Annotated in this window: 22 protein-coding genes; 13 read left to right on the top strand and 9 right to left on the bottom strand. The window is 70.4% G+C overall.

Annotated elements, in window-relative coordinates:
• Positions 1–48 precede the first annotated feature (48 nt).
• The 6 genes from E8A74_RS23820 (at position 49) to E8A74_RS23795 (ending at position 5,269) form a co-directional block, all read left to right on the top strand.
• On the top strand, positions 49–300 hold the full coding sequence (locus tag E8A74_RS23820; RefSeq protein ID WP_136931354.1) for a hypothetical protein: 252 nt from the start codon (positions 49–51) through the stop codon (positions 298–300).
• A 22-nt stretch (positions 301–322) separates the two neighbouring features.
• Positions 323–904, top strand: coding sequence for a hypothetical protein (locus E8A74_RS23815; RefSeq protein ID WP_136931353.1), 582 nt, complete (start codon positions 323–325; stop codon positions 902–904).
• A 97-nt stretch (positions 905–1,001) separates the two neighbouring features.
• Positions 1,002–2,429 carry an AgmX/PglI C-terminal domain-containing protein gene (locus tag E8A74_RS23810; protein ID WP_136931352.1) on the top strand — a complete coding sequence of 476 codons (1,428 nt, stop codon included), beginning with the start codon at positions 1,002–1,004 and terminating at the stop codon, positions 2,427–2,429.
• A 197-nt stretch (positions 2,430–2,626) separates the two neighbouring features.
• Complete coding sequence (locus tag E8A74_RS23805; protein WP_136931351.1) at positions 2,627–3,205, top strand: hypothetical protein; 579 nt, start codon at positions 2,627–2,629, stop codon at positions 3,203–3,205.
• Between the two features lie 37 nt (positions 3,206–3,242).
• Positions 3,243–4,679 (top strand): hypothetical protein, encoded by a 1,437-nt coding sequence (locus E8A74_RS23800; RefSeq protein WP_232379716.1) that lies wholly within the window; start codon positions 3,243–3,245, stop codon positions 4,677–4,679.
• Positions 4,679–5,269: a polysaccharide biosynthesis/export family protein gene (locus tag E8A74_RS23795; protein WP_136931350.1), complete on the top strand. Its 591-nt coding sequence runs from the start codon at positions 4,679–4,681 to the stop codon at positions 5,267–5,269. The genes E8A74_RS23800 and E8A74_RS23795 overlap by 1 nt, the downstream gene beginning before the upstream one ends.
• Positions 5,270–5,374: 105 nt before the next feature.
• Here the strand turns inward: E8A74_RS23795 and E8A74_RS23790 are convergent, their stop codons facing one another.
• Positions 5,375–6,253, bottom strand: coding sequence for a PPC domain-containing DNA-binding protein (locus E8A74_RS23790; RefSeq protein ID WP_136931349.1), 879 nt, complete (start codon positions 6,251–6,253; stop codon positions 5,375–5,377).
• Entirely contained in the window at positions 6,250–8,244 is a 1,995-nt protein-coding gene (locus tag E8A74_RS23785) for an OmpA family protein (protein ID WP_136931348.1), read from the bottom strand. The genes E8A74_RS23790 and E8A74_RS23785 overlap by 4 nt, the downstream gene beginning before the upstream one ends.
• 186 nt (positions 8,245–8,430) lie before the next feature.
• On the opposite strand from E8A74_RS23785, the gene E8A74_RS23780 reads away from it, so the two are divergent.
• Both E8A74_RS23780 and E8A74_RS23775 read left to right on the top strand, forming a co-directional pair.
• Positions 8,431–9,048: a Maf family protein gene (locus E8A74_RS23780; RefSeq protein WP_136931347.1), complete on the top strand. Its 618-nt coding sequence runs from the start codon at positions 8,431–8,433 to the stop codon at positions 9,046–9,048.
• Positions 9,045–10,445 carry a glycosyltransferase family 39 protein gene (locus E8A74_RS23775; RefSeq protein ID WP_136931346.1) on the top strand — a complete coding sequence of 467 codons (1,401 nt, stop codon included), beginning with the start codon at positions 9,045–9,047 and terminating at the stop codon, positions 10,443–10,445. Before E8A74_RS23780 ends, E8A74_RS23775 begins: the two co-directional genes overlap by 4 nt.
• Here E8A74_RS23775 and E8A74_RS23770 read toward each other — a convergent pair.
• The 3 genes from E8A74_RS23770 to E8A74_RS23760 all read right to left on the bottom strand — a co-directional run bounded on the left by E8A74_RS23770 (position 10,429) and on the right by E8A74_RS23760 (position 11,799).
• Entirely contained in the window at positions 10,429–10,740 is a 312-nt protein-coding gene (locus E8A74_RS23770) for a type II toxin-antitoxin system RelE/ParE family toxin (RefSeq protein WP_136931345.1), read from the bottom strand. The genes E8A74_RS23775 and E8A74_RS23770 overlap by 17 nt on opposite strands.
• Positions 10,718–10,969: an addiction module protein gene (locus tag E8A74_RS23765; protein WP_136931344.1), complete on the bottom strand. Its 252-nt coding sequence runs from the start codon at positions 10,967–10,969 to the stop codon at positions 10,718–10,720. The genes E8A74_RS23770 and E8A74_RS23765 overlap by 23 nt, the downstream gene beginning before the upstream one ends.
• 116 nt (positions 10,970–11,085) lie before the next feature.
• Positions 11,086–11,799: a hypothetical protein gene (locus tag E8A74_RS23760; protein WP_136931343.1), complete on the bottom strand. Its 714-nt coding sequence runs from the start codon at positions 11,797–11,799 to the stop codon at positions 11,086–11,088.
• A gap of 508 nt (positions 11,800–12,307) precedes the next feature.
• Between E8A74_RS23760 and E8A74_RS23755 the strand changes: the two genes are divergently transcribed.
• Positions 12,308–12,571 (top strand): hypothetical protein, encoded by a 264-nt coding sequence (locus E8A74_RS23755; RefSeq protein ID WP_136931342.1) that lies wholly within the window; start codon positions 12,308–12,310, stop codon positions 12,569–12,571.
• A gap of 7 nt (positions 12,572–12,578) precedes the next feature.
• Here E8A74_RS23755 and E8A74_RS23750 read toward each other — a convergent pair whose 3' ends face one another.
• The 4 genes from E8A74_RS23750 to E8A74_RS52595 are packed head-to-tail and all read right to left on the bottom strand — an operon-like array spanning position 12,579 to position 15,406.
• Positions 12,579–13,565, bottom strand: coding sequence for an RluA family pseudouridine synthase (locus tag E8A74_RS23750; protein ID WP_136931341.1), 987 nt, complete (start codon positions 13,563–13,565; stop codon positions 12,579–12,581).
• A 12-nt stretch (positions 13,566–13,577) separates the two neighbouring features.
• Complete coding sequence (locus tag E8A74_RS23745) at positions 13,578–14,177, bottom strand: SMI1/KNR4 family protein (protein WP_136931340.1); 600 nt, start codon at positions 14,175–14,177, stop codon at positions 13,578–13,580.
• A gap of 19 nt (positions 14,178–14,196) precedes the next feature.
• A complete protein-coding gene (locus E8A74_RS23740; RefSeq protein ID WP_136931339.1) occupies positions 14,197–15,222 on the bottom strand; it encodes a lysylphosphatidylglycerol synthase transmembrane domain-containing protein in 1,026 nt (341 codons plus the stop codon).
• Between the two features lie 13 nt (positions 15,223–15,235).
• Positions 15,236–15,406 carry a hypothetical protein gene (locus tag E8A74_RS52595; RefSeq protein ID WP_170229319.1) on the bottom strand — a complete coding sequence of 57 codons (171 nt, stop codon included), beginning with the start codon at positions 15,404–15,406 and terminating at the stop codon, positions 15,236–15,238.
• Positions 15,407–15,483: 77 nt separating this feature from the next.
• On the opposite strand from E8A74_RS52595, the gene E8A74_RS23735 reads away from it, so the two are divergent.
• The 4 genes from E8A74_RS23735 (at position 15,484) to E8A74_RS23720 (ending at position 20,369) form a co-directional block, all read left to right on the top strand.
• Positions 15,484–16,329 (top strand): SDR family NAD(P)-dependent oxidoreductase, encoded by an 846-nt coding sequence (locus E8A74_RS23735; RefSeq protein WP_136931338.1) that lies wholly within the window; start codon positions 15,484–15,486, stop codon positions 16,327–16,329.
• A 311-nt stretch (positions 16,330–16,640) separates the two neighbouring features.
• Positions 16,641–18,437 (top strand): hypothetical protein, encoded by a 1,797-nt coding sequence (locus E8A74_RS23730; protein ID WP_136931337.1) that lies wholly within the window; start codon positions 16,641–16,643, stop codon positions 18,435–18,437.
• Positions 18,438–18,715: 278 nt separating this feature from the next.
• Positions 18,716–19,219 (top strand): T3SS (YopN, CesT) and YbjN peptide-binding chaperone 1, encoded by a 504-nt coding sequence (locus E8A74_RS23725; protein ID WP_136931336.1) that lies wholly within the window; start codon positions 18,716–18,718, stop codon positions 19,217–19,219.
• A gap of 43 nt (positions 19,220–19,262) precedes the next feature.
• Positions 19,263–20,369 carry a hypothetical protein gene (locus E8A74_RS23720; RefSeq protein WP_136931335.1) on the top strand — a complete coding sequence of 369 codons (1,107 nt, stop codon included), beginning with the start codon at positions 19,263–19,265 and terminating at the stop codon, positions 20,367–20,369.
• The last annotated feature ends 101 nt before the right edge of the window (positions 20,370–20,470 follow it).

Here is a 20,470-nt window from a genome sequence, read left to right as displayed (position 1 = left end):
ATGGACGGCGCGCGCGAGACGAGGCATCTTGTGGAACGGAGGTCGCGCATGCGGAGAGCGATGCTGATCCTCGCCGGGCTCGTGGTCCTCGGTTCGTCGGTACGAACCGCCGAGGCGCAGGAAAAGGACAAAAAACCTCGCGGCGCGATCACGCTGTCGGAGGTCACGATCACCGGCCGCATCGAGAAGCCGATCGCCGCCGTCGACGTGAGCCGCATCCAGCCGAAGCTGACGCTCGCGGAGCTCCGGCAGCCTTTCCTCGATCGCATCGAGGAGGCCATCTTCAAGGATCCTTTCTGATCCAACGATCTCGCCTCGACGCTTGATTCTCGCGCTCGGCGTCCTCATCACGTTCGCCTCCGTGCTCCTCGCGTGGGCGCACCTCGCGCGCGTTCGCCGCGCGACCTCCGGCAAAGCCGCCGAGCTCCTCGTCGCGTTGAAGCGCGTCCCCGTGAACGAACGCGCTGCGGCCCTCGCCGCGCGTGCGCCGGAGGGCAGCGCCGAGCGCCGCCTCGCCGCGTTGATCGAGGCCTCCGAAGACGCCTCCGAAGACGCCCGCGGCGCCGCCGTCGACGAGCTCCTCGCCGAGATCGAGCTCGCCCTCGACGCGACCGCATCCTGGCCCGGCGCTGCCACGCGCATCGCGGCCTACGGAGGCCTCTTCCTCGCGGTGATCACCGTCCTCCTCCGCCCCGGCTCGATCTCCTTCGCCGTGCCCGCGCTCCTCGTCCTCGGGCTCGGCGCCGCGGCCACCTGCGCCGCCCTCGGTCGCCGCGCCCGCGAGCTCGCCGACGACCAGCGCAAGGCCGTCGACGCCCTCGTCGACACCCTCGGCCTCCGCGACCGGCTCGCCCCGGGCGCCCCTCCGCGAGCGCCTCGTCCAGGCCGAAGACGCGGCGCGTGAGCCGCGCGCTTTACCGATCTCTCGCCGTTGTGTACCCTTCCGATGAAACTTCCGTGTCGGCTGGGCGTCTTCATCGCCCCAGGCGGAGGCCCTTTTCATGACGCAGACGACGACGCAGACGGGGTCCGGGACGAAGCCCGGTCAGATGACCGCAGTCATGCGGGCCATGAACCAGGCGACGGGCCCGAAGGTCCTGCGCGTCGGGGTCGTCCAGGGCGGCAAGGTGATCGAGGAGCGCATCATCAAGCAGCGCACCCACGTCACCATCGGCCCCAGCGAAAAGAGCATGTTCGTCACGCCGAACAAGAACGTGCCGCCGAGCTTCCGGCTCTTCGAGCTCGTCGGCAACGAATACGCGCTGAACTTCCTCGATGGCATGGCCGGCCGCATCGCGCTGAAGACCGGCGTGAGTGACCTCGCCTCGCTGAAATCGCAGGCCAAGAAGGTCAGCCTCGGCCAGGTGCAGGCCTTCCAGGTGCCGCTCAGCGACGACGCCCGCGGCAAGATCGTCGTCGGCGACACGACCTTCCTCTTCCAGTTCGTCGCCGCGCCGCCGCCTCAGCCGAAGCCGCAGCTCCCCGCGTCGGTGCGCGGCGGCTTCGTCCAGTCGATCGACTGGACCACCACGATCATCGCGGCGTTCTCGTTCCTCCTGCACTTCGGCGCGGTCGGCACCATCTACTCGGACTGGATGGATCCGCTCGTCAACGACGAGGTGGACGTCGCGCAGATCCTCGAGACCGTGCGGAGCTTGCCCCCGCCGCCGCCGGTCGAGCAGCCGAAGGAGACGAACGATCAGCCGACGCAGGCTTCGACCGCGGCGGCCGAAGCGCCCAAGCCTTCGGCGGGCGCGTCCGCGGCGAAGGGCGCGGGCGGCAAGATCAGCGACACGCGCGCCTCGGCGATCGCCAACGAGCTGAACCAGCTCGACATGCAGATGCTCGGCGCCCTGAACGCCGCGGGCAACGCGACGGCCGGCGTCCTCGATCGCGGCGACGTCCCGCTCGGCCTGCTCGACAACGCGGCGGCCTCGGGCGCGGGCGCGGGCCTCGGCGGCATCGCGGGCTTGAACCTCGGCGCGGCCGGCGGCGGCACCGTGCGCCCCGGCGCGGCCGGCGGCGGCGGGCTCGCGAACATCGGCGACACACAGGCGGCGGCCGCGTCGAGCGCACAAGGCGCGGCGAAGACGGTCAAGGGTCCGACGGGCAGCGCGAACGTCGGCGGCGCAGCGGTCTCCGGCGGCAATGTCGCGAACGCATCGTCCGTCGTGGCCGGCATGGCCGCGGGCTTCCGGCGTTGTTACAACCGCGGCCTGCAGGCCGACCCGACGATGAAGGGCTCGGTGCGCATCACCGCGAAGATCGGCCCGAACGGCGAGGTCCTCTCCGCGTCGCCCTCGGGCGGCGGTGGCCTCTCGGGCGAGGTCGTCTCGTGCGTCGTCGCGCGCGTGCAGAGCGCGCAGTTCTCGCCCCCCGAGGGCGGCGGCGCGACGGTCGTCATCCCCGTCTCCTTCGTCAGCCAGTGACGTCCGCGTTTTGATCCTGCTCGCGTCCGGGGCGCGTGAATGTTCCTCCCGCGCGCCGCAACAGAACCCCCCGAGAGACCGTCCCGCCCTGGCCGCGCAAACGGCTGGATTTCCCGGGGTTTCTTCACCTGCCCGCGTTGACAGGTGCGCTCGGCCGCTTCTATAGTGACCCCGTCTGGCCCCCTTGGAGGACTTCGATGCAGCGAGAACGGATGCTCGGCTTCGGCGCGCTTTGCGCGCTTTCGCTGCTCGTCGGGGCCGGCATCGCGTCTGCGCAGGCGCAAGGCACGCCGCCCGCGCCGCCTGACACGAACGCGGGCCTTCAGCGTCAGGTCACGCTGACGCCGGCGCAGCAGCTCCAGGAGACGGATACGTACATCGGGCGCATGGAAAGCGCGCGCAGCGTCGTGCGGCGTCTGCTCGAAGAGGCGCGGGCGCAGCGCGACGTCGTGAAGACGCTCTGCCTGAACGACAAACTCAACCAGATCGACGTGACCTTGCGCAGCGCGCGTGAGCGCAGGCAGGCGCTCGATCTCGCGGTGAAGCGCGACGACGCGGATCTGTCGTCCCACGAGTTCACGATCCTCGGCGTCCTCCGGCAGCGCGTCGAGCAGATCACGGCCGAGGCGAACCAGTGCATCGGGAAAGACGCCGACATCCTCGGCGAGACGTCGACCGTCACGCAGATCGATCCCGGCATCCCCGACGATCCGGCCTTTTACCCGCCTGTCGTCGTCATCGTGGAGCCGCCGCCCTCTGCGAGCGTGATCAAGTGACGCGTTGGTCCGGACCAACGGAGCTTCACCGGATCCCATGAAGAAGCGCGGCCTCGTTCAACGTTTGGGGCTACGGATCGCCTCCGGCGTCCTACGCCCCAAGCCCCTGGCTGCAGCACTCGCCCTCGCGACCCTCGCGCCCACGACGGCGGCAGGGCAGGACCAACCCTGGCTCGCCGATCGCCGCTTCACCGTGGGCCCGGGCTACCGCGTCGGCGACTACGAGCTGCACCCGGGCGTCGCCCTCGAGTTCGGCTACGACTCGAACTTCTTCCTGCGTGCGAGCGAGGGCGACGCGGCGGGCGAGCCCGTGGGCGCGATGCGCCTGCGCGTGACGCCGTCGTTCTCGTTCTCGACCCTCGGACCGCAACGCAAGGCCGGCGGCGCCTCGCAGGCCCCGCCCACGGCCGAGTTCTCCGGCGGTCTCTCGGTCACCTACAACGAGTTTTTCCCGGTCTCCGGCCCCGCCGAGGGCAAGGAGCGCATGTGGCAGCAGCGCAACTTCAGCGGCCTGTTCGACATGCGCCTCAACATCCTGCCCACGCGCCCCTGGTCGGGCTCGCTCTACGCGAGCGTCGGGCGCCTTATCCAGCCCACGCAGGAAGGCGTAATCCGCGACGATTTTTCCGAGAGCTACAACCGCTTCACGCCGACCGCGGGGGCCGAGCTCGTCTGGAACCCGGGCAGCGGCCTGCTCGACTGGCGCCTCGGCTACAACTTCGCCGGCACGGTCTTCGAATCGGGCCGTTTCTCCGGCCTGACGAACATCCACCACACCTTCCAGACGCGAGGCCGCTGGCGCTTCCTGCCGCGCTCCGCGCTCCTCTACGACGCCCGCATCGGCATCGTTCAGTACCTCGACGCAGGCGAGAAGACGGGCTCGACACCGCTCCGCGTGCAGCTCGGCTACAACGGCCTCATCACGAAAAACTTCGGCGCGCTGATCATGGCCGGCTGGGGCGCGAGCTTCTACGACCCGAGCTCCACCGAGACAGCCGAGACCGTGCAGGACTTCGACAGCCTCATCGGCCAGGCCGAGCTCCGTTACTTCCTCACGCCGAACCCGAGCGTCGATCCACAAGCCGCGAGCACGACGCTCTCGTCCGTCTCGCTCGGCTTCACGCGTGACTTCTACGACTCGTACATCGGCTCGTACTTCGAGCGCGATCGCGGCTACCTGAAGCTCACGTATTTCTTCGGCGGCCGTTTCGTCGTGATCGTCGACGTCGGCGTGGGCGCGCTCGTCAACCCGACGATCAACACGCCGAGCATCCAGGAGAACCCCTGGACCGACGTCCGCATCGACGCCTCGGGCTTCGCCGAGTATCGCTTCAAGGACGCGTTCGGCATCAACACGACGCTGCACTACAACTCGCGCATCAGCGACAACTCTCTCACCATCCCCGGCATCGGCGAGGACAAGCTCCAGTGGCAGCAGTTCGAGGCCTACCTGGGCGCCCGCTGGCTCATGTGATGCGGAGGCGCGACCTCCTCGCGACGCTCGCGCTCGGCGCCGCGTTCGTCGCCTGCGGCGGGCGTCCACGCCCCGCAGATCTGCCAGCCCCCGTGAGCAACGAGACCGTGGGCGCGGGCGACGTGTTCGAGATGCGCATCGTGCGCGAGGACAACCTGCCCACGACGTTCACGGTCGCGCCCGACGGCACCGTCGATCTGCCCTACATCAAGCGCCTCAAGGTCGGGGGGCTCGAGCCGCAGCAGATCGCCGAGGCCGTGCGCAAGCGGCTCATCGAGGGCGAGATCCTGACCGACCCGATCGTGAGCGTGAGCGTGAAGGAGTACAACTCCAAGCGCGTCGAGGTGCTCGGCGAGGTGCAGCGCGCGGGCTCGTTGCGCTTCGAGCCCGGCATGACGTTGCTCCGCGCGATCTCGCTCGCGGGCGGCTTCAACCAGATGGCCGCCCGCGACAGGGTCACGATCCGCCGTCAGATCGGGGACAAGACACGTGTCGTCACCGTGAGCGTCGAGGACATCATCGACAACACGATCCCCAACGTCCCCCTCCAGGCGGGCGACTCGATCAACATTCCGCAGCGTGTGTGGTGAGGTTTGGGGAGGGTGCGCCCTCGACGGGGCGCACCCTAAGGCCCTCACGCCGCTTCGCTGCGTTCGGGCCTACTCGGCGTGGGGGCTGCTGTTTTTCGTGGCGGGTCAGTGCTTGCGGGACAGGCGGAAGTGGCGCTTGCCCGTGGCGGGATCGGTCGTCGGCGCTTCGATCTTGAGCATGCCGAGCGCGACCTCGCGCACGCGACTGTCCTTCTCCTGCCGCAGCCGGATGCGCTCGCCGTCGGAGCTGATGATCTCGCACTCGCCGAAGTGGAAGTGGTTCACGAGGTCCCCCGTGTCCGGGTAGATCTCGACATCGTCGCGCTGCTGCGTCGGCCGCGTGAGCGGCGTCGGTGCCGTCGGGAGATCGGCCGGCGCGGCCGGCGCGGCCGCAGGGAATGGGGAGGGCGCGCGCGGCGACTCCGGGTGCGTGATGCGCGGTGCGGGCGCCGCGGTGCGCGCCGGAGCAGGCGCGGGGGCCGGAGCCGGAGCCGGAGCAGGGGCAGGGGCAGGGGCCTGCGCTTGCGCTTGCGGTTGCGCTTGCACCTGCGGCTGCGCCGAGGCGGAAGCGGTGAAGGAGCGATCGTCGCCCTGCCGCACGAGCGCGACGTCGTCGAGCGCGGTCGCGAAGATCTCCAGCGAGAGCGCGCGCGCCGAGACGATCTCGCCGGCGACCGTCTGGAGGCCGAACGGGCTCTCCTGCACGAGCGTGGCATAAAGCCGCACGCTCACGGCCGCGCCCTCCTGCGCGATGTTGCCCGTGATCGAGACGGCCATCACGGGCGCTTCGATCCGCCGCGTCACGCGCGCGCCTTCCGCGCCGACGCTCGCGAGCTCGACGCTGTCGAGCACGCCCGTTCCCGACAGTCGGCCAGCCTTGGCAGACGCCTCTTCGAGCGCGCGGGCCAGCCCGCGCGGTACTTCCTCGCCATTCTCGGCCCTGACGACCAGATGGCGAATCCCCCTCGATTCGACGACGTTCATCTACGCTTTCCTCGTTTGTCCCGCTGCACCGTGATCTCGAACTGCGTCACGTTCGCAGCGCGCTTTTCCCCCGCATCCCCCGTCGCCGCCGTGATGCGATCCGCCGGCAGACCGGCGGCCACGAGCGCGTCCTTCACCGCGATCGCGCGCTTCTCGGCGAGCTCCATGGCCCTCGGTGACTCGTCGCCGGCTCGGTCGGCATACCCCTCGATGACGATCGTGGCGATCGGAGCGCGGCCCGCGGCGAGCTGCGCCATCTGCCGCAGCATCTCCTCCATCGGCTTGGCCACGTCCGCCTTGCCCGGGGCGAACCGCGCTGGCGCCTCCGCGACGATGCGATCCCCCGACCAGCGCACGAGCGACTTCGCGCCCGCCTCGGGGCAGCCGTCCGCGTCGTCCTTGCCGTCGATCGTCTCGGCCTGGAGCGGGCACTTGTCCGCCTTGTCGGCGATGCCGTCCTCGTCGTTGTCGACCTCGGGGCAACCGTCGTCGTCCTGGAAGCCGTCGAGATCCTCGCGCGCGTCGGGGCACTGATCGGCCGCGTCGAGGACCTGATCGAGATCGTTGTCGGGATCGGGGCAGCCGTCGTCGTCCTTGAAGCCGTCTTTGTCCTCGGCGCCGTTCGGGCAACGATCGACCTTGTCGAGCAGCCCATCGCCGTCGTTGTCGGGATCGGGGCAGCCGTCGTCGTCCTCGAAGCCGTCCTTGTCCTCGGCCTCGTTGCGGCACGCGTCGGCCTCGTCGAGCACGCCGTCCTCGTCGTCGTCGGGATCGGGGCAGCCGTCGTCGTCCTTGAAGCCGTCCACGGTCTCGGCTGCGTCGCGGCAGCGATCCTGCGTGTCGGGGATGCGATCGTTGTCGTTGTCGAGATCGGGGCAGCCGTCGCCGTCCTCGAAGCCGTCGCGGTCCTCGGCGACCTTCACGCATTTGTCGTCGCGGTCGAGCACGCCGTCGCTGTCCATGTCGCGGCCCGTGGGCGCGTACCGCGCGGCGAGCCCGAAGCGGAAGCGCGGCGTCGTCACCGCGGCCTCGGACGAGAACGGGATCGGCCCGCCGCCGGAGATCGTGAACGACATGTCGCCGCCGAGGATCGGCGCTGTCGTCGCCGAGAGGATCCACTCCGCGGGCACGAACGCGGGGCTCTCGGGTTGATCGACCGTGCGCGTGGGCGGGTTCTGCGCGGCGAAGTTGTACAAGACGAACGCCTCGCCGGCCGCCGTGAGCCAGCCGTCTTGCAGGACGTCGAACGACGCGCCGAGCGAGCCGCCGAGCTGCGAGCCGATGCGCGCGTTCGCCAGGCGCGCCTCGCCGCGGACGCGCGCGCTCGCCTCGACGCCGGCCTCGAAGCGGCCGCGGCGGTAGGACGCGAGGATCGAGGGGAACCACGTGATCGTCCGGCCACTCGCGAACGCCTGCGCGTCGCCTGCGGGCACGGCGAGCTCGAAGCGGCCGATGACGCTCGCGCCGTCGGCGCTGCCTGCGCGCGGCCGCGGCAGGATCGACGCGGCGAAGCCGAAGCGCACGTCGCGCATCGAGCTCCGCGGCAGCTCCTCGTCGCTCGCCGTCGCCACGCCGAGGCCGGTGCCGTCTTGGTAGAACGTGATCGGGAGCGCGGCCGTGATCTCGAGCCGATCGTGCACGCCGAGCGACCACAGGAAGGTCGCGTTCACGGCGTTGTCGATGACGGGGACGACGGTCCCCTCGGGATCCGCTGACGCGACGCGCAGCCCGATCGGCCGCGACAGGTAGCTCAGCGCGAGCCCGAACGAGGCTTTTCCGGAGGGCGCGAGCAGGGGCGCGCCGAGCGAGAGGAAGGGCCCTGCGCCGGCGTGCACCCAGAGGTTGTCCGCGTTGATGCAGCCGCTCCGCTCGGCCTTCGGATCACACTGCGCGTGGGCATCTGCCGGCGCGAGTGAGAGCGTGGAGGCGGCCGCGAGCAGCGAGCCGAACAAGCGAAGGCGGTGGGGCTTCTGGGCAGGAAGGAATGTCATGGCAAGTCGAATCCGGGCCCGGTCCCAGCGCCTACCGTGCCCGCAAAAGCGGACGCGTCCGGCGTACGGCGCGCGCAGCACGTCTACTCCTTTCCCGTCCGGAGTCAAAACGGCAAACGCGGCGGGCCTGTCACGGCGAGAAAGCCGTGGTAGGACAGGCACGCAACGAAGGCCCCGAACCTCGCCATGATCGACGAAACGCACCCCTTGCTGCTGGGCTCGGCGTCGCCGCGGCGCCGCGAGATCCTGGCGACGTTTGGCCTGCCCTTGCGGGTCGTCTCCCTCGACGTCGACGAGCGCCTGCGGCCGGGGGAGGGGCCGCGGCCCTACCTCGAGCGGATCGTGGCGGACAAGCTCGCCGCCGCGACGCCGCACGCGGTCGCCGTGGGCGCGGTGCTCGTGGCCGACACGTCGGTGATCCTCGGCGAGACCGCGCTCGGCAAGCCTGCGGACGACGCGGAAGCACGGGCCATGCTCACGGCCCTATCGGGGCGCGAGCACGAGGTCTGGACCCGCTTCGCCATCGCCTCCGGCGCGGATCTTACGCGGGCCGTCCACGCGGAGACGGTGCGCACGCGTGTCTTTTTTCGCGCGCTCGACGCGGACGAGATCAAGGCCTACGCCGCGACCGGCGAGGGCCTCGACAAGGCGGGCGCGTACGCGATCCAGGGCATCGGGAGTTTTGCCGTGGAGCGCATCGAAGGTTCGTACTCCAACGTCGTGGGACTGCCTGCGTGCGAGGTGATCGTCGCCTTGCGCGCCGCGGGCCTGCTCGGGCGTTTCCCGCGCCCCCCGATCGCGTGACGTCCGAGCGCGCCTCGCCCCGCCGCCGGGACACCTGGATCGTGCTCGCGGCTGCGCTGCTCGCGCGTCTCGCCGTCGTCGCCTGGGCCGCGTCGCGGTTCCCGCCGACCGCGGACGGCACCTTCTATCACCGCATCGCCGAGCGTGTCGCCGCGGGCCTCGGCTACACGTGGCTCTGGCCCGACGGCGTCGTCACGTACGCCGCGCATTACCCCGTCGGATACCCCGCGCTCCTCGGCGGGGCGTACGCGATCTTCGGCGCGCATCCGGGCGTCGCCATGACGCTCAACGCTCTGCTCGGCGCGCTCGCGGCCGTCGCCGTCCATCGCCTGGCCGCGCGCGCGGCTCCCCCTGGCGCGGCGCTCGCCGCGGGCCTGCTCGCCGCGCTGCATCCTGGCCTCGTCGCGTACACGCCTGCGCTCATGAGCGAAGGCGTCACGGCCTCGCTCGTCGCGTGCGCCGCGTGGGCGGCCGCGTGGGTGCGCGACGCCGTGCCGCTCGGCGCGCGACGTACGATCGCGGCACGTACGGCTCTCCTCGGCGTCGTCGTTGGCCTCGCCACGCTCGTTCGTCCGCAGAGCCTCGTCTTCGCGCCGCTCTTCGCGCTCCTCGCGCTCGCGCCCCTCGCGGGCCCCCGCGCGCGTCGGGCCACGCTCGGCTTCGCCGCGCTCGCGACGGCCTGCGCCCTCGCCGTGTGCGCGCCGTGGACGATCCGCAACTGCGAGCGCATGAACCGGTGCGCGCTCGTCAGCGTCAACGGCGGCTGGAACCTGCTCATCGGTGCGGATCCCGCGTCCACCGGCGCGTGGTCGCCGATCAAGGTCCCGGACGCGTGCCGCGAGGTCTGGGACGAGGCCGGCAAGGACGCCTGTTTCGGCCGCGCGGCCACGCTCTACATCACCGAGCACCCGGGCGCGTGGCTCTCGCTCGTCCCGAGAAAACTCGCCGCGACCTTCGACTACTGCGGCGCCGCCGGCTGGTACCTGCACGAATCGAACGGCGCGGCTTGCGGCGACCGCTGCAAGCTCGGCCTCGGCGTGGTCGAGACCGTGTATGAGCGCGGCGTCCTCGGCCTCGCGCTCCTCGGCCTCGCGCGCGCGTCGGCGGAGAGCCGCGCCCGACGCATCGCGACGCGCGCCGTCGTGGGGGTCGGGCTCGTCTTCCTGTTCCTGGTGCACGCGTGGGTCGCCTACGCCGCGCTCGTCGTCGCGGCGCTCTTCGGCGGCCGAACCCTGCTTCGAGGCCCCGTCCTGCCTGCGGCCGCGGTGACCGTCCTCGGCGCGACGCTCTTGACCCACGCCGTCTTTTTCGGCGCGGGCCGTTATGGGCTCGTGACGTTTCCGCTGCTGGCGGGGATGGCGGGGCTCGTGTTGGCGGGCTTCAGAACGCGTGCCTGAGCCACTCCAGGGGGCGACGCCGTGTGTGGGGGATGGCGAGCACGAGCACGTGCTCGGGGTGAACCTCGAACCCGACCGCGTAAGGAAAGCGATCGACGAGGGCTCTGCGAATGATCGAGGGCCCGCCTTCCGTGCCGGGCCAAACCGGAAAGGACGCGGGGGCGGCTCCGATCCGTTCGAGCACCCGCGAGATAACGCCGACGAACTCGACCCCGAGCCCGGGGTTCATCTCGTCGTACCAGAGGGCTGCTGCGCGAAGGTCGTTGCGCGCTTCAGGGTGTAGCTCGACGCGCACGACGCTCCGCGAGCTCGTTCAGAAGTTCCGTCTGCACGCCGCCCCATTCGATCGTCTGGGCCGTTCCCTCTGCGACCTCGCGCGACCGGCGCTCCAGCTCGGGTGCCCACGTCGCCGCGATCTCCTCTTCATCGAGGATTTCCAAGCTGAGGAGGAGCGCCTGTGTGACCTGCACCCGCTCTTCGCGAGGGAGCTTCAGCATGTAGGCGAGCATCTCTTGCGTGGACATGCCGAAAAGGTAGCACGGCGCGGGTCCCCCGCCGTCCCCCTCATGCGTGCCCCCCTGGAGCCCGAGCCGCCTGCCGTCCTCATCGCTGCGCATGATTTCGTGCACATGGACGTGGCTCATGGCGCTTGTTCCTCCTCCGCGTTCGCTTCGCTCCCATTCCCTCCGCGCCCCCGCCCCTCCTGCACCGTCAAATCCTTGAAGAACAGCTTGTATTCGTCTCCCCGGCCGAGCTCATTCAAAACCCCGCGCACGATCGGCTTCGCCACCTGGTTGTACACCTTCAGAAAGTGCGCCCGCGCCGCGCTGAGCCCTGCCGTCGCCGTCATCGATCGATTCGCCGCGCCGCTCTTGCCCGACAGCGCCCCGTCGAGCGCCGCGCGTGCCCCGGCGATCTCCTGCTTCCACGGCGCGAACGCATCGAGCCCCGCGTTCCGCGCGACATCGAACCCGCGCATCACGTCCGCCGCCTTGGCCCCGAGATCCGCCGGCTTCAGCGCCGCGACCTCGCCGAGCTTCTTCCCCGGGAAAAATGCCTCGAAGTCGAAGCTCGTCCCCTTCGGGAGAGACCGCAGATACGCGTGAAACCGCGTCACCACCTCGCGCACCGCCTCTTCCGCCTCGCCTGTCCCTCCGCGCTCCGTGCGCACCTCGCTCCGCAGGCTCCTCGCCTTCGCGAGCTCGGTCTCCACCCCCTCCACCGCGCCGAGCACCCGCGCGACCACCTTCTCGATGTCGACGAGATCCGAAGCCCCCACGAGCTTCTTCGCCTCCGTCACGAAGTGCCTGCCGTATTCGCTGACCTCGCCATCGTCGATGTGCCGATCCGTCATACGCGCCTCCAAGGACAGAAGGGCTTAACCATGCGGGTTCTGTCTGACAAGGTCCCCACACCATCCCCGCGCACGCAGGTGAGGACCCCCGCGCGATCGGAGACGCATCTGGCCCGTGCAGACATGTGAGCAACCACGCACGAAAGCACCTCCGCGACCCGCAGATCCCCTCGCCGCCGCGCCGGGATCCCCTCCTGCGCCGCGCAGACCTCCTTCCAGGCGCGCACGATCGACCCTCCGCAACGCGCGGACGCGGGGCCCGTCCCGATCGGCGGGACCTCCGCGCCTCGCCGAGGTGCCCGCCGTCAACCCTCGATGCACCTCTGCATCGTCCAGATCCCGATCCCCGTGGGATGCCTTACGCTTCTGCGCCGCGCCGTCGCCTCTCGGGGTTCGCCCCCGGCGGCCGGATCACCGCGACTTTGACACGCTCGGCAAACCCGAGCATTCTTGCGCCCGTGGGCTCTACCGAGACGCCCCCAGTTCGAGGTTCGGAGGAGACGACCCGATGCCGCTGATCGAGACCGAGGAGGCCGCCCGCCGTTTGGCGCGCGCCATCGCGAGCGACCTCTCGCTCTACAACGAAGAGAAGATCGTCCAGGGGATCCAGAACGACGATCTCTTCACCGTCCTCGCCGAAGAGATCGAGGAGGGACGCGCCCTCTACAAGAGCCGCGTCTCCCCCGACCTCTACGCCAAGAATTTTTACGACCGTGCCATCGTCGACATCCTCGTGAAGTCGAAGGGGCACGTGAAGTCGAAGATCTGGTAGCCGTCGCTCAGCGCTTGCGCAGCGCCTCGATCACGCGGGCCATGTCCGCGGGGATCGGGCTTTCGAAGTGCAGACGGTTGCCCGTCGCCGGGTGCTCGAAGCCGAGCACCCGCGCATGCAACGCCTGACGCCCGAGCGACGCCGCGAGCGTCCGCAGCCCCGGATCCCGGGGCGTCTTGCCGTACAACGCATCGCCGAGGATCGGCGTCTTCCCCCGCTCCGCGAGGTGCACGCGGATCTGGTGCGTGCGCCCCGTCTCCAGACGGCACGCGACGAGCGTCGCCGGCCCGAGCCGCTCGAGCACGTGCACACGTGTCACCGCGCGCTTGCCCTCCTGCACGTGCGTCGTGAAGCGCAGCCGATCCGTCGGGTGACGGCCGTGGAGCGACTCGAACGTCGCCTCCTTCGCCTCGCCCACGACGACGGCCACGTACTCGCGCTCGATGTCGTGTTTCGCGAAGCGCGCCTTCAGCGCCTCGCGTGTCTCCGCGTCCTTCGCCACGACGAGCAGCCCGCTCGTGTCCTTGTCGAGGCGATGCACGATCCCGGGCCGCAAATGCCCCGCGGGATCGAGCGGATCGGCGCCCGCACGTTCGAAGCCGCCGCGGCCGAGCAGCGCGTTGACCAGCGTCCCGCTCGCGTGCCCCTTCGCCGGATGCACCACGAGCCCCGCGGGCTTGTCGATCACGACGAGGTGCGCGTCCTCGTACACCACGGCGAGCGGGATCGACGCGTCCGGCTCGGCGCGCGTCGGCTCCGGCGGCTCCGGCGTCACGTCGATCCGCGCGCCCGCGGCGACGGCCATCGACGCGCGGGCGGGTTTTCCGTCGACGAGCACACGCCCGTGTTCGATCCAGCGCTGCACCGCGGCACGGGACGCGGCCGTGCCTGATTTTTCCAGCAGGCATACGACGAGCTTGTCCAGCCGGTCGCGCGGATCGGTCGCGCTCGCTTCGAACGACGAGGTGACGAGGGGCTCGGGCGCGCGTCGCATCACGAGAGCGAATCAGTAGTCCGTGCTCTCGTCCTCGTCCTCGTCGCGCGACACGAGCTCGGGGTTGTGCGCGAGGTGCGAGTCGAGATCGTCGAGCATCATGCTCTGGCGGAGCTTGAGCAAGCCGAGCTGGTGCCCGAGGTAGAGGTCGAAGGCCGTGTACCGCGGGAAGACGCGCACGTTCGTCTCGTCGTGATCCAGGCCCAGGATGACGAGCTCGCCGTCGCGCCGCGCCTCGCCGAGGTAGAGCGCGTTCCAGGGCTGGCCCGGCTTGTTCGGCAGGCGCACGACCTTGCCGCGGATGCGCGCGTCGGTCCATCCGAGCTCGACCATCGACTCCGCGAGCTTGCGGACCGAGGTGATCTTCGGCTGCGGCGCGCGCGGGTCCTCGCCGAAGCGGTGCCGGCCTTTGAAGCGCTTGCCGAAGCTCGCGAAGGTGAAGTCGTAGGCGAGGAACGTCCGCAAGGAGGGCGGCAGCTCCACCATCAGCTTGGACTCGAGCGCGTCGAGCGCAGCCGCGCTCGCGCCGACCACGTCTGCCCCCTCCGGGTGCTTCGAAAGCTCCGCGATGACGCGCTGGACAAGCCCGATGCCTCGTTCGATGGTCGCCATGTCTCCGCGTAGCCGACCGTCAAGGCGTGCGTTCTGTCAAGAGTTTCCGTTGTGCTTCCGGGTCTTCGGGCGCGGGTTCGCCGCCGAGCACGGCCGCGCCGTGTTTGGCCCGGAGCAGCCCGAGCGCGGCGAAACCGACCGCGACGGCAAACCACAAGGTGGCAAAGCGCACGAGGATCATCGCCGCCGTCGCCGTCGCCGCCTCCACGCCGCCGAGCCGCGCCATCTGCTCTTCGAGCAGCTTTTCCGTCACGCCGAGCCCGCCCGGGACCGGCACGAGCGCGCCCGCGAGCGTCGCCGTCGAGTAGAAGAACATCGCGAGCGACATGGACGCCTGCTCGCCGAAGCCGCGCAGGATCACCCAAAGCGCCACGCCTTCGAGCGACCACGCGACGATCGAGAGGAGCGTCGGCCACACGAGCTGCGCGGGCGAGACGATCGTGCGCAGGCCGTGGAGCGCCTCGTTGATCTTCGGCGCGACCTTGCCGCCCACGCGCCCGAGCGGCCCGGGGAGCTTGGGCAGGAGGCGCATGACGGCCCCGCTCACGGCGGGGACCGAGACGAAGACGAGGAGCACGACGACGGTCGCCGCGCCGAGGCCGGCCCAGAGCGCGCCGCCGGGGAAGCTCGCGCTGCCGATCGCGATGATCGCGATCACGCCGATGAGATCGGTCACGCGCTCGGCGATGACGATGGGCGCGGTGCGCTCGATCGGCACCTTGCGGAGCTGGAACAGGATCAGCGACTTGAAGACCTCGCCGACCTTGCCCGGCGTGACCGTCAGGACGAAGCCCGAGAGGTAGACGAGCAAGCTCTCGAGCTTGGGTACGCCGCGGATGTCGAGCCGCGCGAGGTAGTACTCCCACTTGAGGTAACGCAGGAGGTAGTTGCCGAGGGCGAGCGCGCAGGCGAGGGCGAACGTGGACCAGGCGTAGGTCGAGAGGCGCGCGGCGATGAGGTTCGCGTCACGGTAGAGGACGAGGCCGCCGTAGAGGACGACGCCGAGCAGCATCACCGCCACGACGCGGCGGACCAGCTTGTTCAAGTCTCCGCTCCGATCAAGGCGATCTCAGGCTTTTCCGCGCGCGGCGGACGCGCACGACGAGGTAGATGATCGCGCCGAGCACGACGGCGGCGCCGAGCGCGGCGACGGCCCACTTGGGCGCGACCACGACTCCACGGGCGAGGCCCTCGGGGGGGCGCTCGGTTCTCGTCTGCAGCGAGCTCACGCGGGCTCGTCGTTACACGGGCCTAGGGGGAAGGGCAAGAAGCGGTATTGTTCGCGCGTCGATAAGGAGGAACGAGGATGGGTCTGCTCGACGGCAAGGTGGCAATCATCACGGGCGCAGGCGGCGGGATCGGCCGCGCCGAGGCGCTTCTCTTCGCCCAGGAAGGCGCGAAGGTGGTCGTCAACGACGTCGGCGGCGCGCGCGACGGAACCGGCGGAAGTGACGCCATGGCGCGCAAGGTCGTGGAGGAGATCACGGCCGCGGGCGGCGTCGCGGTCGCGAACTTCGACACGGTGGCGACGGCCGCGGGCGCAGCGGGCATCGTGAAGACCGCGCTCGACGCGTTCGGCCGCATCGACGTCCTCGTCAACAACGCGGGCATCCTGCGGGACAAGACGTTGCTCAAGCTCGACGAGGAGCAGTGGGACAGCGTCATCGCCGTGCACCTCCGGGGCACGTTCCTCGTCACGCAGGCGGTGGTGAAGCAGATGATCGCGCAGGGCGGCGGCGGGCGCGTCGTCAACACGACGAGCGTGTCGGGCATGGTCGGCAACTTCGGGCAATCGAACTACGCGGCCGCGAAGGCCGGCATTTACGGCTTTACGCGCACCGCCGCGATCGAGCTGCAGAAGCATCGCATCACGGTGAACGCGCTCGCGCCGGTGGCGAAGACGCGCATGACCGAGGATCTCCCGATGTTCCAGGCCGGCATGGAGTCGCTCACGCCCGAGCACATCGCGCCCGCGGCGCTCTTTTTGGGCTCGGACCTTTGTGCGGATCGGACGGGGCACGTCCTCGCCGTGACGGGCTCGCAGGTCTTCGCCTACAAGGTCGTGCAAAGCGCGGGAAAGTTCAAAGACGAGGGCGCCGCGTGGACGGCCCAGGAGATCGCCGATCACTGGGAGGCGATCACGAAGGTCTGACGACGGGCGGGCGGCCGACGTTCTTCGCTGGTTTCCGCCCGTGCTCTGCGCCGAGGCTCACGAACGCCGCCCGTTCTTCGGCCAAATCCCGCCCGGAACAGCCCGTTTCGACCATCCCGGTCGTTGCTGGGCTCGGACACGAATGCTAGTTTCGATGTTCGGCGGCCGTCGTCGTGGGCTTTCGCTCAGGACTTCGTCGCTGGGTAACTCGTCGTTTTGCCGGGGGAAGTGTCCCGGCCACGTCGAATGGGTGGGTGCTGGGTTCGTCCCCACGATCTGCCCCTTCCGCCCCGGGAGCCTCACGAACCGGCATGTCGCGCGAAGCCCACATCCCCCTGCTGCTCTGGATCTCTGCGGCCATCGTCGTCCACTGGGCAGGCGGCAATGGCGCGGTGGAGGTGGCGCAGGTCGTCGAGGATCGCGCGCAGATCCGTTCGCTCGTCGATGCGGTCCGCACAGGGCTTCGTCCCCAGGACACGCAGTTCGAGATCCTCGTGGATACGCCCGCGACGCCTTCGCCGCAGGAAGCGGAGGCGCCCGAGGACAAGGCCGACGACACCAAGGACGAAGAGAAGCCGGATCCGGACGCCGTGCCGGAGCCGCCGAAGCCGCCCAAGATCAAGCCACCTCCGCCGGAGAAGAAGGTCGAGCCGCCCAAGGTCGAACCGCCCAAGGTCGAACCTCCGAAGGTGGAGCCGAAGGTGGTCCCGCCGCCGCCTCCGCTCGTGGCGCCGCCGCCTCCACCGCCACCTCCGCCGCCGCCGCCTCCGCCGCCGACCGAAGAGGTCGCGAAGCAGGAGCCGCCGAAGCCGATCGAGCCGGATCGTCGGATCGCCGTGCGCCAGCACGTCGATCCGAACCAGAAGGACAACCCCGACGCGAGCCGCATCGCGGATCAGGCGAATACCGTGAAGGAGGAGACGGTCGCGCGTCTCCGGTCGCATGATCAGGATCATGCGAACCCGAACGCGGGCGCAATGAAGAAGCCCGCGACGTCCGGCGAGGGGAACGACGACCACGAGAAGGTCGCCGACAGCGAGCAGAAGGCCGGCTCGAACAAGGCGCCGGGCGAGTCGAGGGATCACAGCGAGAGCGCCGAGCATCACCACACGGCGAGGCCGGCGCCGCCCGCGGCGATCGCGCGGACGTCGCCGCCGCCCATGGCGCCCGGCGGAACGACCGGCGGTGGAGGTGCGAACACGCCGAAGGCGCCCGCAGGTCCGCCCCCGAGCCCCGGCGGCGCGGGCCCCGCGTCACCCGAGGTCGTCGCAGGCGCGGGCCCCGGCGGCTTCACGATGGATCCGGCGAACCCCGGCGGCGACGGCAAGAGCCGAAGGGCCGGAAAGAAGCGGCAACCGGCGCCTTACCAGGCTCCGGTGAAGGTCGGCTCCGTGGGCCTCGGCGCGCCCGGGATCGCGGGCGGGCCAAACCTGAACCTCTCGCACGCGGGCTTCGAGGCCTCGGTCGGTCGGGAAAAACTCGAAGCCGAGCGCGCGGCCGACGGTGCGGCGCGGCGCAGCGCGCACCGCGGCAAGTGGGAGAAGAACAACTTCGGCAAGTACAAGGCGGCGATCGAGAACTACGAGCCGACGGTGAAGGTCGGCAACCAGACGGCGCTGAACGCCGCGCAGTCCGCGTTCGCGACGTACCTGAACACGATCCACAACCGCCTGCACCCGATCTTCGCCGAGGAGTTCCTCGCGTCGCTCGACAACCTCCCGCAGGAGCACGCGCTGAACAAGAACCTCGTCACGCACCTCGAGATCGTGCTGAGCAAGGACGAGGGGAAGATCGTGAAGATGGGCGTGACGAAGGCGAGCGGGATGACGGCCTTCGACATCGTCGCGCTGAACTCGATGAACCGCTCGTCGCCGTTCGGGAAGGCGCCCGAGGCGATCGTCTCGCACGACGGCAGGGTGTACCTGCACTGGGAGTTCCACCGCGATCCGGTGGATGCATGCAGCACGCGCAATGCGTTCCCGTACATCCTGCCCAACCCGAAGGGCGGCGGCAGCGTCTCCCCGGTCGGTCCGCCGCGCGCGCCGACGCTGACGCCCTCGGATGAGCGACGCGGCCCACCGCCGCTCCTTCCTGTCCCGACTCGCTGAGAGGGTGTTCCCCAGGCTGCTGCGCGGCTCGATGCGTCAGTCGGCCTCGCTCGACGTACAGAGTACGCCTCGCTCGGCCTCCCTAGCCTCGAGCCGCTCGCGACGCCTGTGGAACACCCTCTGAGCACGCGGGGCGGCAAGGGGGCTTGCCGAGCGTAGCCCCAAGCGTGGACGGGGTTTGGGGCGTAGCTCGGCTTGCCGAGCGCAGCCCCAAGCGATGCAGGTTTGTCTAGGACAACGCGAGACGGCCCGCCCCGAAGCTGGTAGCATCGCCCCCGATGTCCAAGGACGCTGCATCCGCCGCTCGCGTGAGCATCGCGCGGATAGAGCAAACGCTCGCGGACTCGCCGGCTTTCGTCCGTGTCGAGCCGCGCTTTTACGTGGTCCGGCAGGGGACGGCGTACATCTACATCCAGATCCTCCCGTGGGAGCCCGACCGCGCCGTCGTGCGGTTCGTGGCGCAGCTCGTCCGCGGGGTCGAGATGACGCCCGACCTCGCGATGAAGCTCCTGCGCATGAACGCGCGCCTCCGGTTCGGGGCCTTCGGCTACGTCGCGCAGGGCGCGTGCGTGGTCCTCGTGCACACGCTGCTCGGCGGCGAGACGCTCGATCCGGACGAGATCCTCGCCGCGCTGCGCGACATGTCAGTCATCGCCGACGAGTACGACGACCGGATCTTCGAGGAGTTCGGCGGGCATCGCATGCAGGACCTGATCGACGCCTCCGCGGCGTCGGAGTTCTTCGACGATACGGTCCACCCACGCGACTGGAGCGACGCGTGAGCCTGCATCTTGCAGGGAGCCGCTCGCGGCGAGCCCGACCTCGATGAGCACGGAAGGCGAAAGCACCGAAGCCCCCGAAGCGCCCCGAGCCGCCCCGCCTGCGCGTCCCGAGCCCAAGGCGAGCTTGGGCGTGCTCGCGTTCGTCCGGCCGCTCGCGGCGTTCGGGGTGCTCGCGATGCTGCTCGGACGTGCGTTCGGCCCCTCGGTGCGAGGCCTGGCCGTCGGGCTCGGCAAGGCGGGCGACTACCTCGAGCTCGCGGGCGCGGCGATGTCGCAGTTTTTCCTGATCCTCGCGACCGTGGGCGCCATGGCGCTCGGCCTCTCCGCGCTGCGCGCAGGGCTGCCAGCGGTGGTGCGTTTCGGCGCCGTCTTCGCGAGCGGGCTCGTCGTGCTCGTGACGCTCTCGGCGTCGGCGTCGCGCGTGCCGGAGGCGTCGCTCGTGCTCGTCGGGGGCGTCGCATGCGCGCTCGCGCTCCTCGCGGCCTGGGACACGATGCGGACGCCGTTCGCGCGGGCGACGGCCGTGATGCTGGGGCTTCTCGGGCTCGGCGGGCTCGCGCGGGTTGCGTCGGTGCTCCTCGTGATGCGGGGCGGCGCGGCGCCGGAGTCGCTCGCGCGGATCGCGCGTGGGGTCTCGACGGTGGGGCTTTTGCTCGACGGCGCGGCGATGGCCGTGGCCGTGGGGTTCGTCGCGTCGCGCGGGAAGAAGCTCACGAGTCCGGCCACGCTCGCGGCGCTCGCGGTCGCGCTCTTCGCGACGCGGCAAGCGCTGGCGGGGACGTCCGACGAGGCGGCCGCGGTGAGTGTGCTGCTCGCGCGCGCCGCGAAGAACCTGGTGTTGCGGCCCGAGCCGTTGGCTTCGCCCGTGGTCGCGACGTTCGTCGCCTTCGCGGCGCCTGCGCTCGCGGTCGCGGCGCTCGCGACGCGCACGCTGACGCCGGCGCTCTCGGGGGCGATCGCGCTCCTGCTCGTGGCGCGGGGCGCGCCGGACGTGCCGCTTTGCGCGCTCGCGCTCGTGCTCGCGTCGCTCGCGACGGTGCTCGCGTCGCGGGATCATCGGGGGCTCTGGGCCGCGATCACACGCGCGGAGTCGACGCCGGAGGAAGGCCCCGGGGCGAGCGGGGAGGCGAAGGGCGCGCGGCCGAGCTGAGGTCTTCGCTTTTCTTGCGAAACCAGCGGGACGAACCCGCGCCCTGCCGTTGACGTGCCGCGAGGCGTTCACTAGGACGCGGGGAGCGCTCGCTCGGCCCC

The organism is Polyangium fumosum, assembly GCF_005144585.1.
GTDB lineage: Bacteria > Myxococcota_A > Polyangia > Polyangiales > Polyangiaceae > Polyangium > Polyangium fumosum.
The sequence above is the reverse complement of the archived record's forward strand: the minus strand, read 5'-3'. Positions and strand labels throughout refer to the sequence as shown.

What these genes read in the sequence shown, in the direction of transcription:
- E8A74_RS23820 (WP_136931354.1), top strand. Translation starts at nt 49, where the DNA reads ATGCGGAGAGCGATGCTGATCCTCGCCGGGCTCGTGGTCCTCGGTTCG.
- E8A74_RS23810 (WP_136931352.1), top strand. Translation starts at nt 1,002, where the DNA reads ATGACGCAGACGACGACGCAGACGGGGTCCGGGACGAAGCCCGGTCAG.
- E8A74_RS23805 (WP_136931351.1), top strand. Translation starts at nt 2,627, where the DNA reads ATGCAGCGAGAACGGATGCTCGGCTTCGGCGCGCTTTGCGCGCTTTCG.
- E8A74_RS23800 (WP_232379716.1), top strand. Translation starts at nt 3,243, where the DNA reads ATGAAGAAGCGCGGCCTCGTTCAACGTTTGGGGCTACGGATCGCCTCC.
- E8A74_RS23795 (WP_136931350.1), top strand. Translation starts at nt 4,679, where the DNA reads ATGCGGAGGCGCGACCTCCTCGCGACGCTCGCGCTCGGCGCCGCGTTC.
- E8A74_RS23790 (WP_136931349.1), bottom strand. Translation starts at nt 6,253, where the DNA reads ATGAACGTCGTCGAATCGAGGGGGATTCGCCATCTGGTCGTCAGGGCC.
- E8A74_RS23785 (WP_136931348.1), bottom strand. Translation starts at nt 8,244, where the DNA reads ATGACATTCCTTCCTGCCCAGAAGCCCCACCGCCTTCGCTTGTTCGGC.
- E8A74_RS23780 (WP_136931347.1), top strand. Translation starts at nt 8,431, where the DNA reads ATGATCGACGAAACGCACCCCTTGCTGCTGGGCTCGGCGTCGCCGCGG.
- E8A74_RS23765 (WP_136931344.1), bottom strand. Translation starts at nt 10,969, where the DNA reads ATGTCCACGCAAGAGATGCTCGCCTACATGCTGAAGCTCCCTCGCGAA.
- E8A74_RS23760 (WP_136931343.1), bottom strand. Translation starts at nt 11,799, where the DNA reads ATGACGGATCGGCACATCGACGATGGCGAGGTCAGCGAATACGGCAGG.
- E8A74_RS23755 (WP_136931342.1), top strand. Translation starts at nt 12,308, where the DNA reads ATGCCGCTGATCGAGACCGAGGAGGCCGCCCGCCGTTTGGCGCGCGCC.
- E8A74_RS23750 (WP_136931341.1), bottom strand. Translation starts at nt 13,565, where the DNA reads ATGCGACGCGCGCCCGAGCCCCTCGTCACCTCGTCGTTCGAAGCGAGC.
- E8A74_RS23745 (WP_136931340.1), bottom strand. Translation starts at nt 14,177, where the DNA reads ATGGCGACCATCGAACGAGGCATCGGGCTTGTCCAGCGCGTCATCGCG.
- E8A74_RS23735 (WP_136931338.1), top strand. Translation starts at nt 15,484, where the DNA reads ATGGGTCTGCTCGACGGCAAGGTGGCAATCATCACGGGCGCAGGCGGC.
- E8A74_RS23730 (WP_136931337.1), top strand. Translation starts at nt 16,641, where the DNA reads ATGTCGCGCGAAGCCCACATCCCCCTGCTGCTCTGGATCTCTGCGGCC.
- E8A74_RS23725 (WP_136931336.1), top strand. Translation starts at nt 18,716, where the DNA reads ATGTCCAAGGACGCTGCATCCGCCGCTCGCGTGAGCATCGCGCGGATA.
- E8A74_RS23720 (WP_136931335.1), top strand. Translation starts at nt 19,263, where the DNA reads ATGAGCACGGAAGGCGAAAGCACCGAAGCCCCCGAAGCGCCCCGAGCC.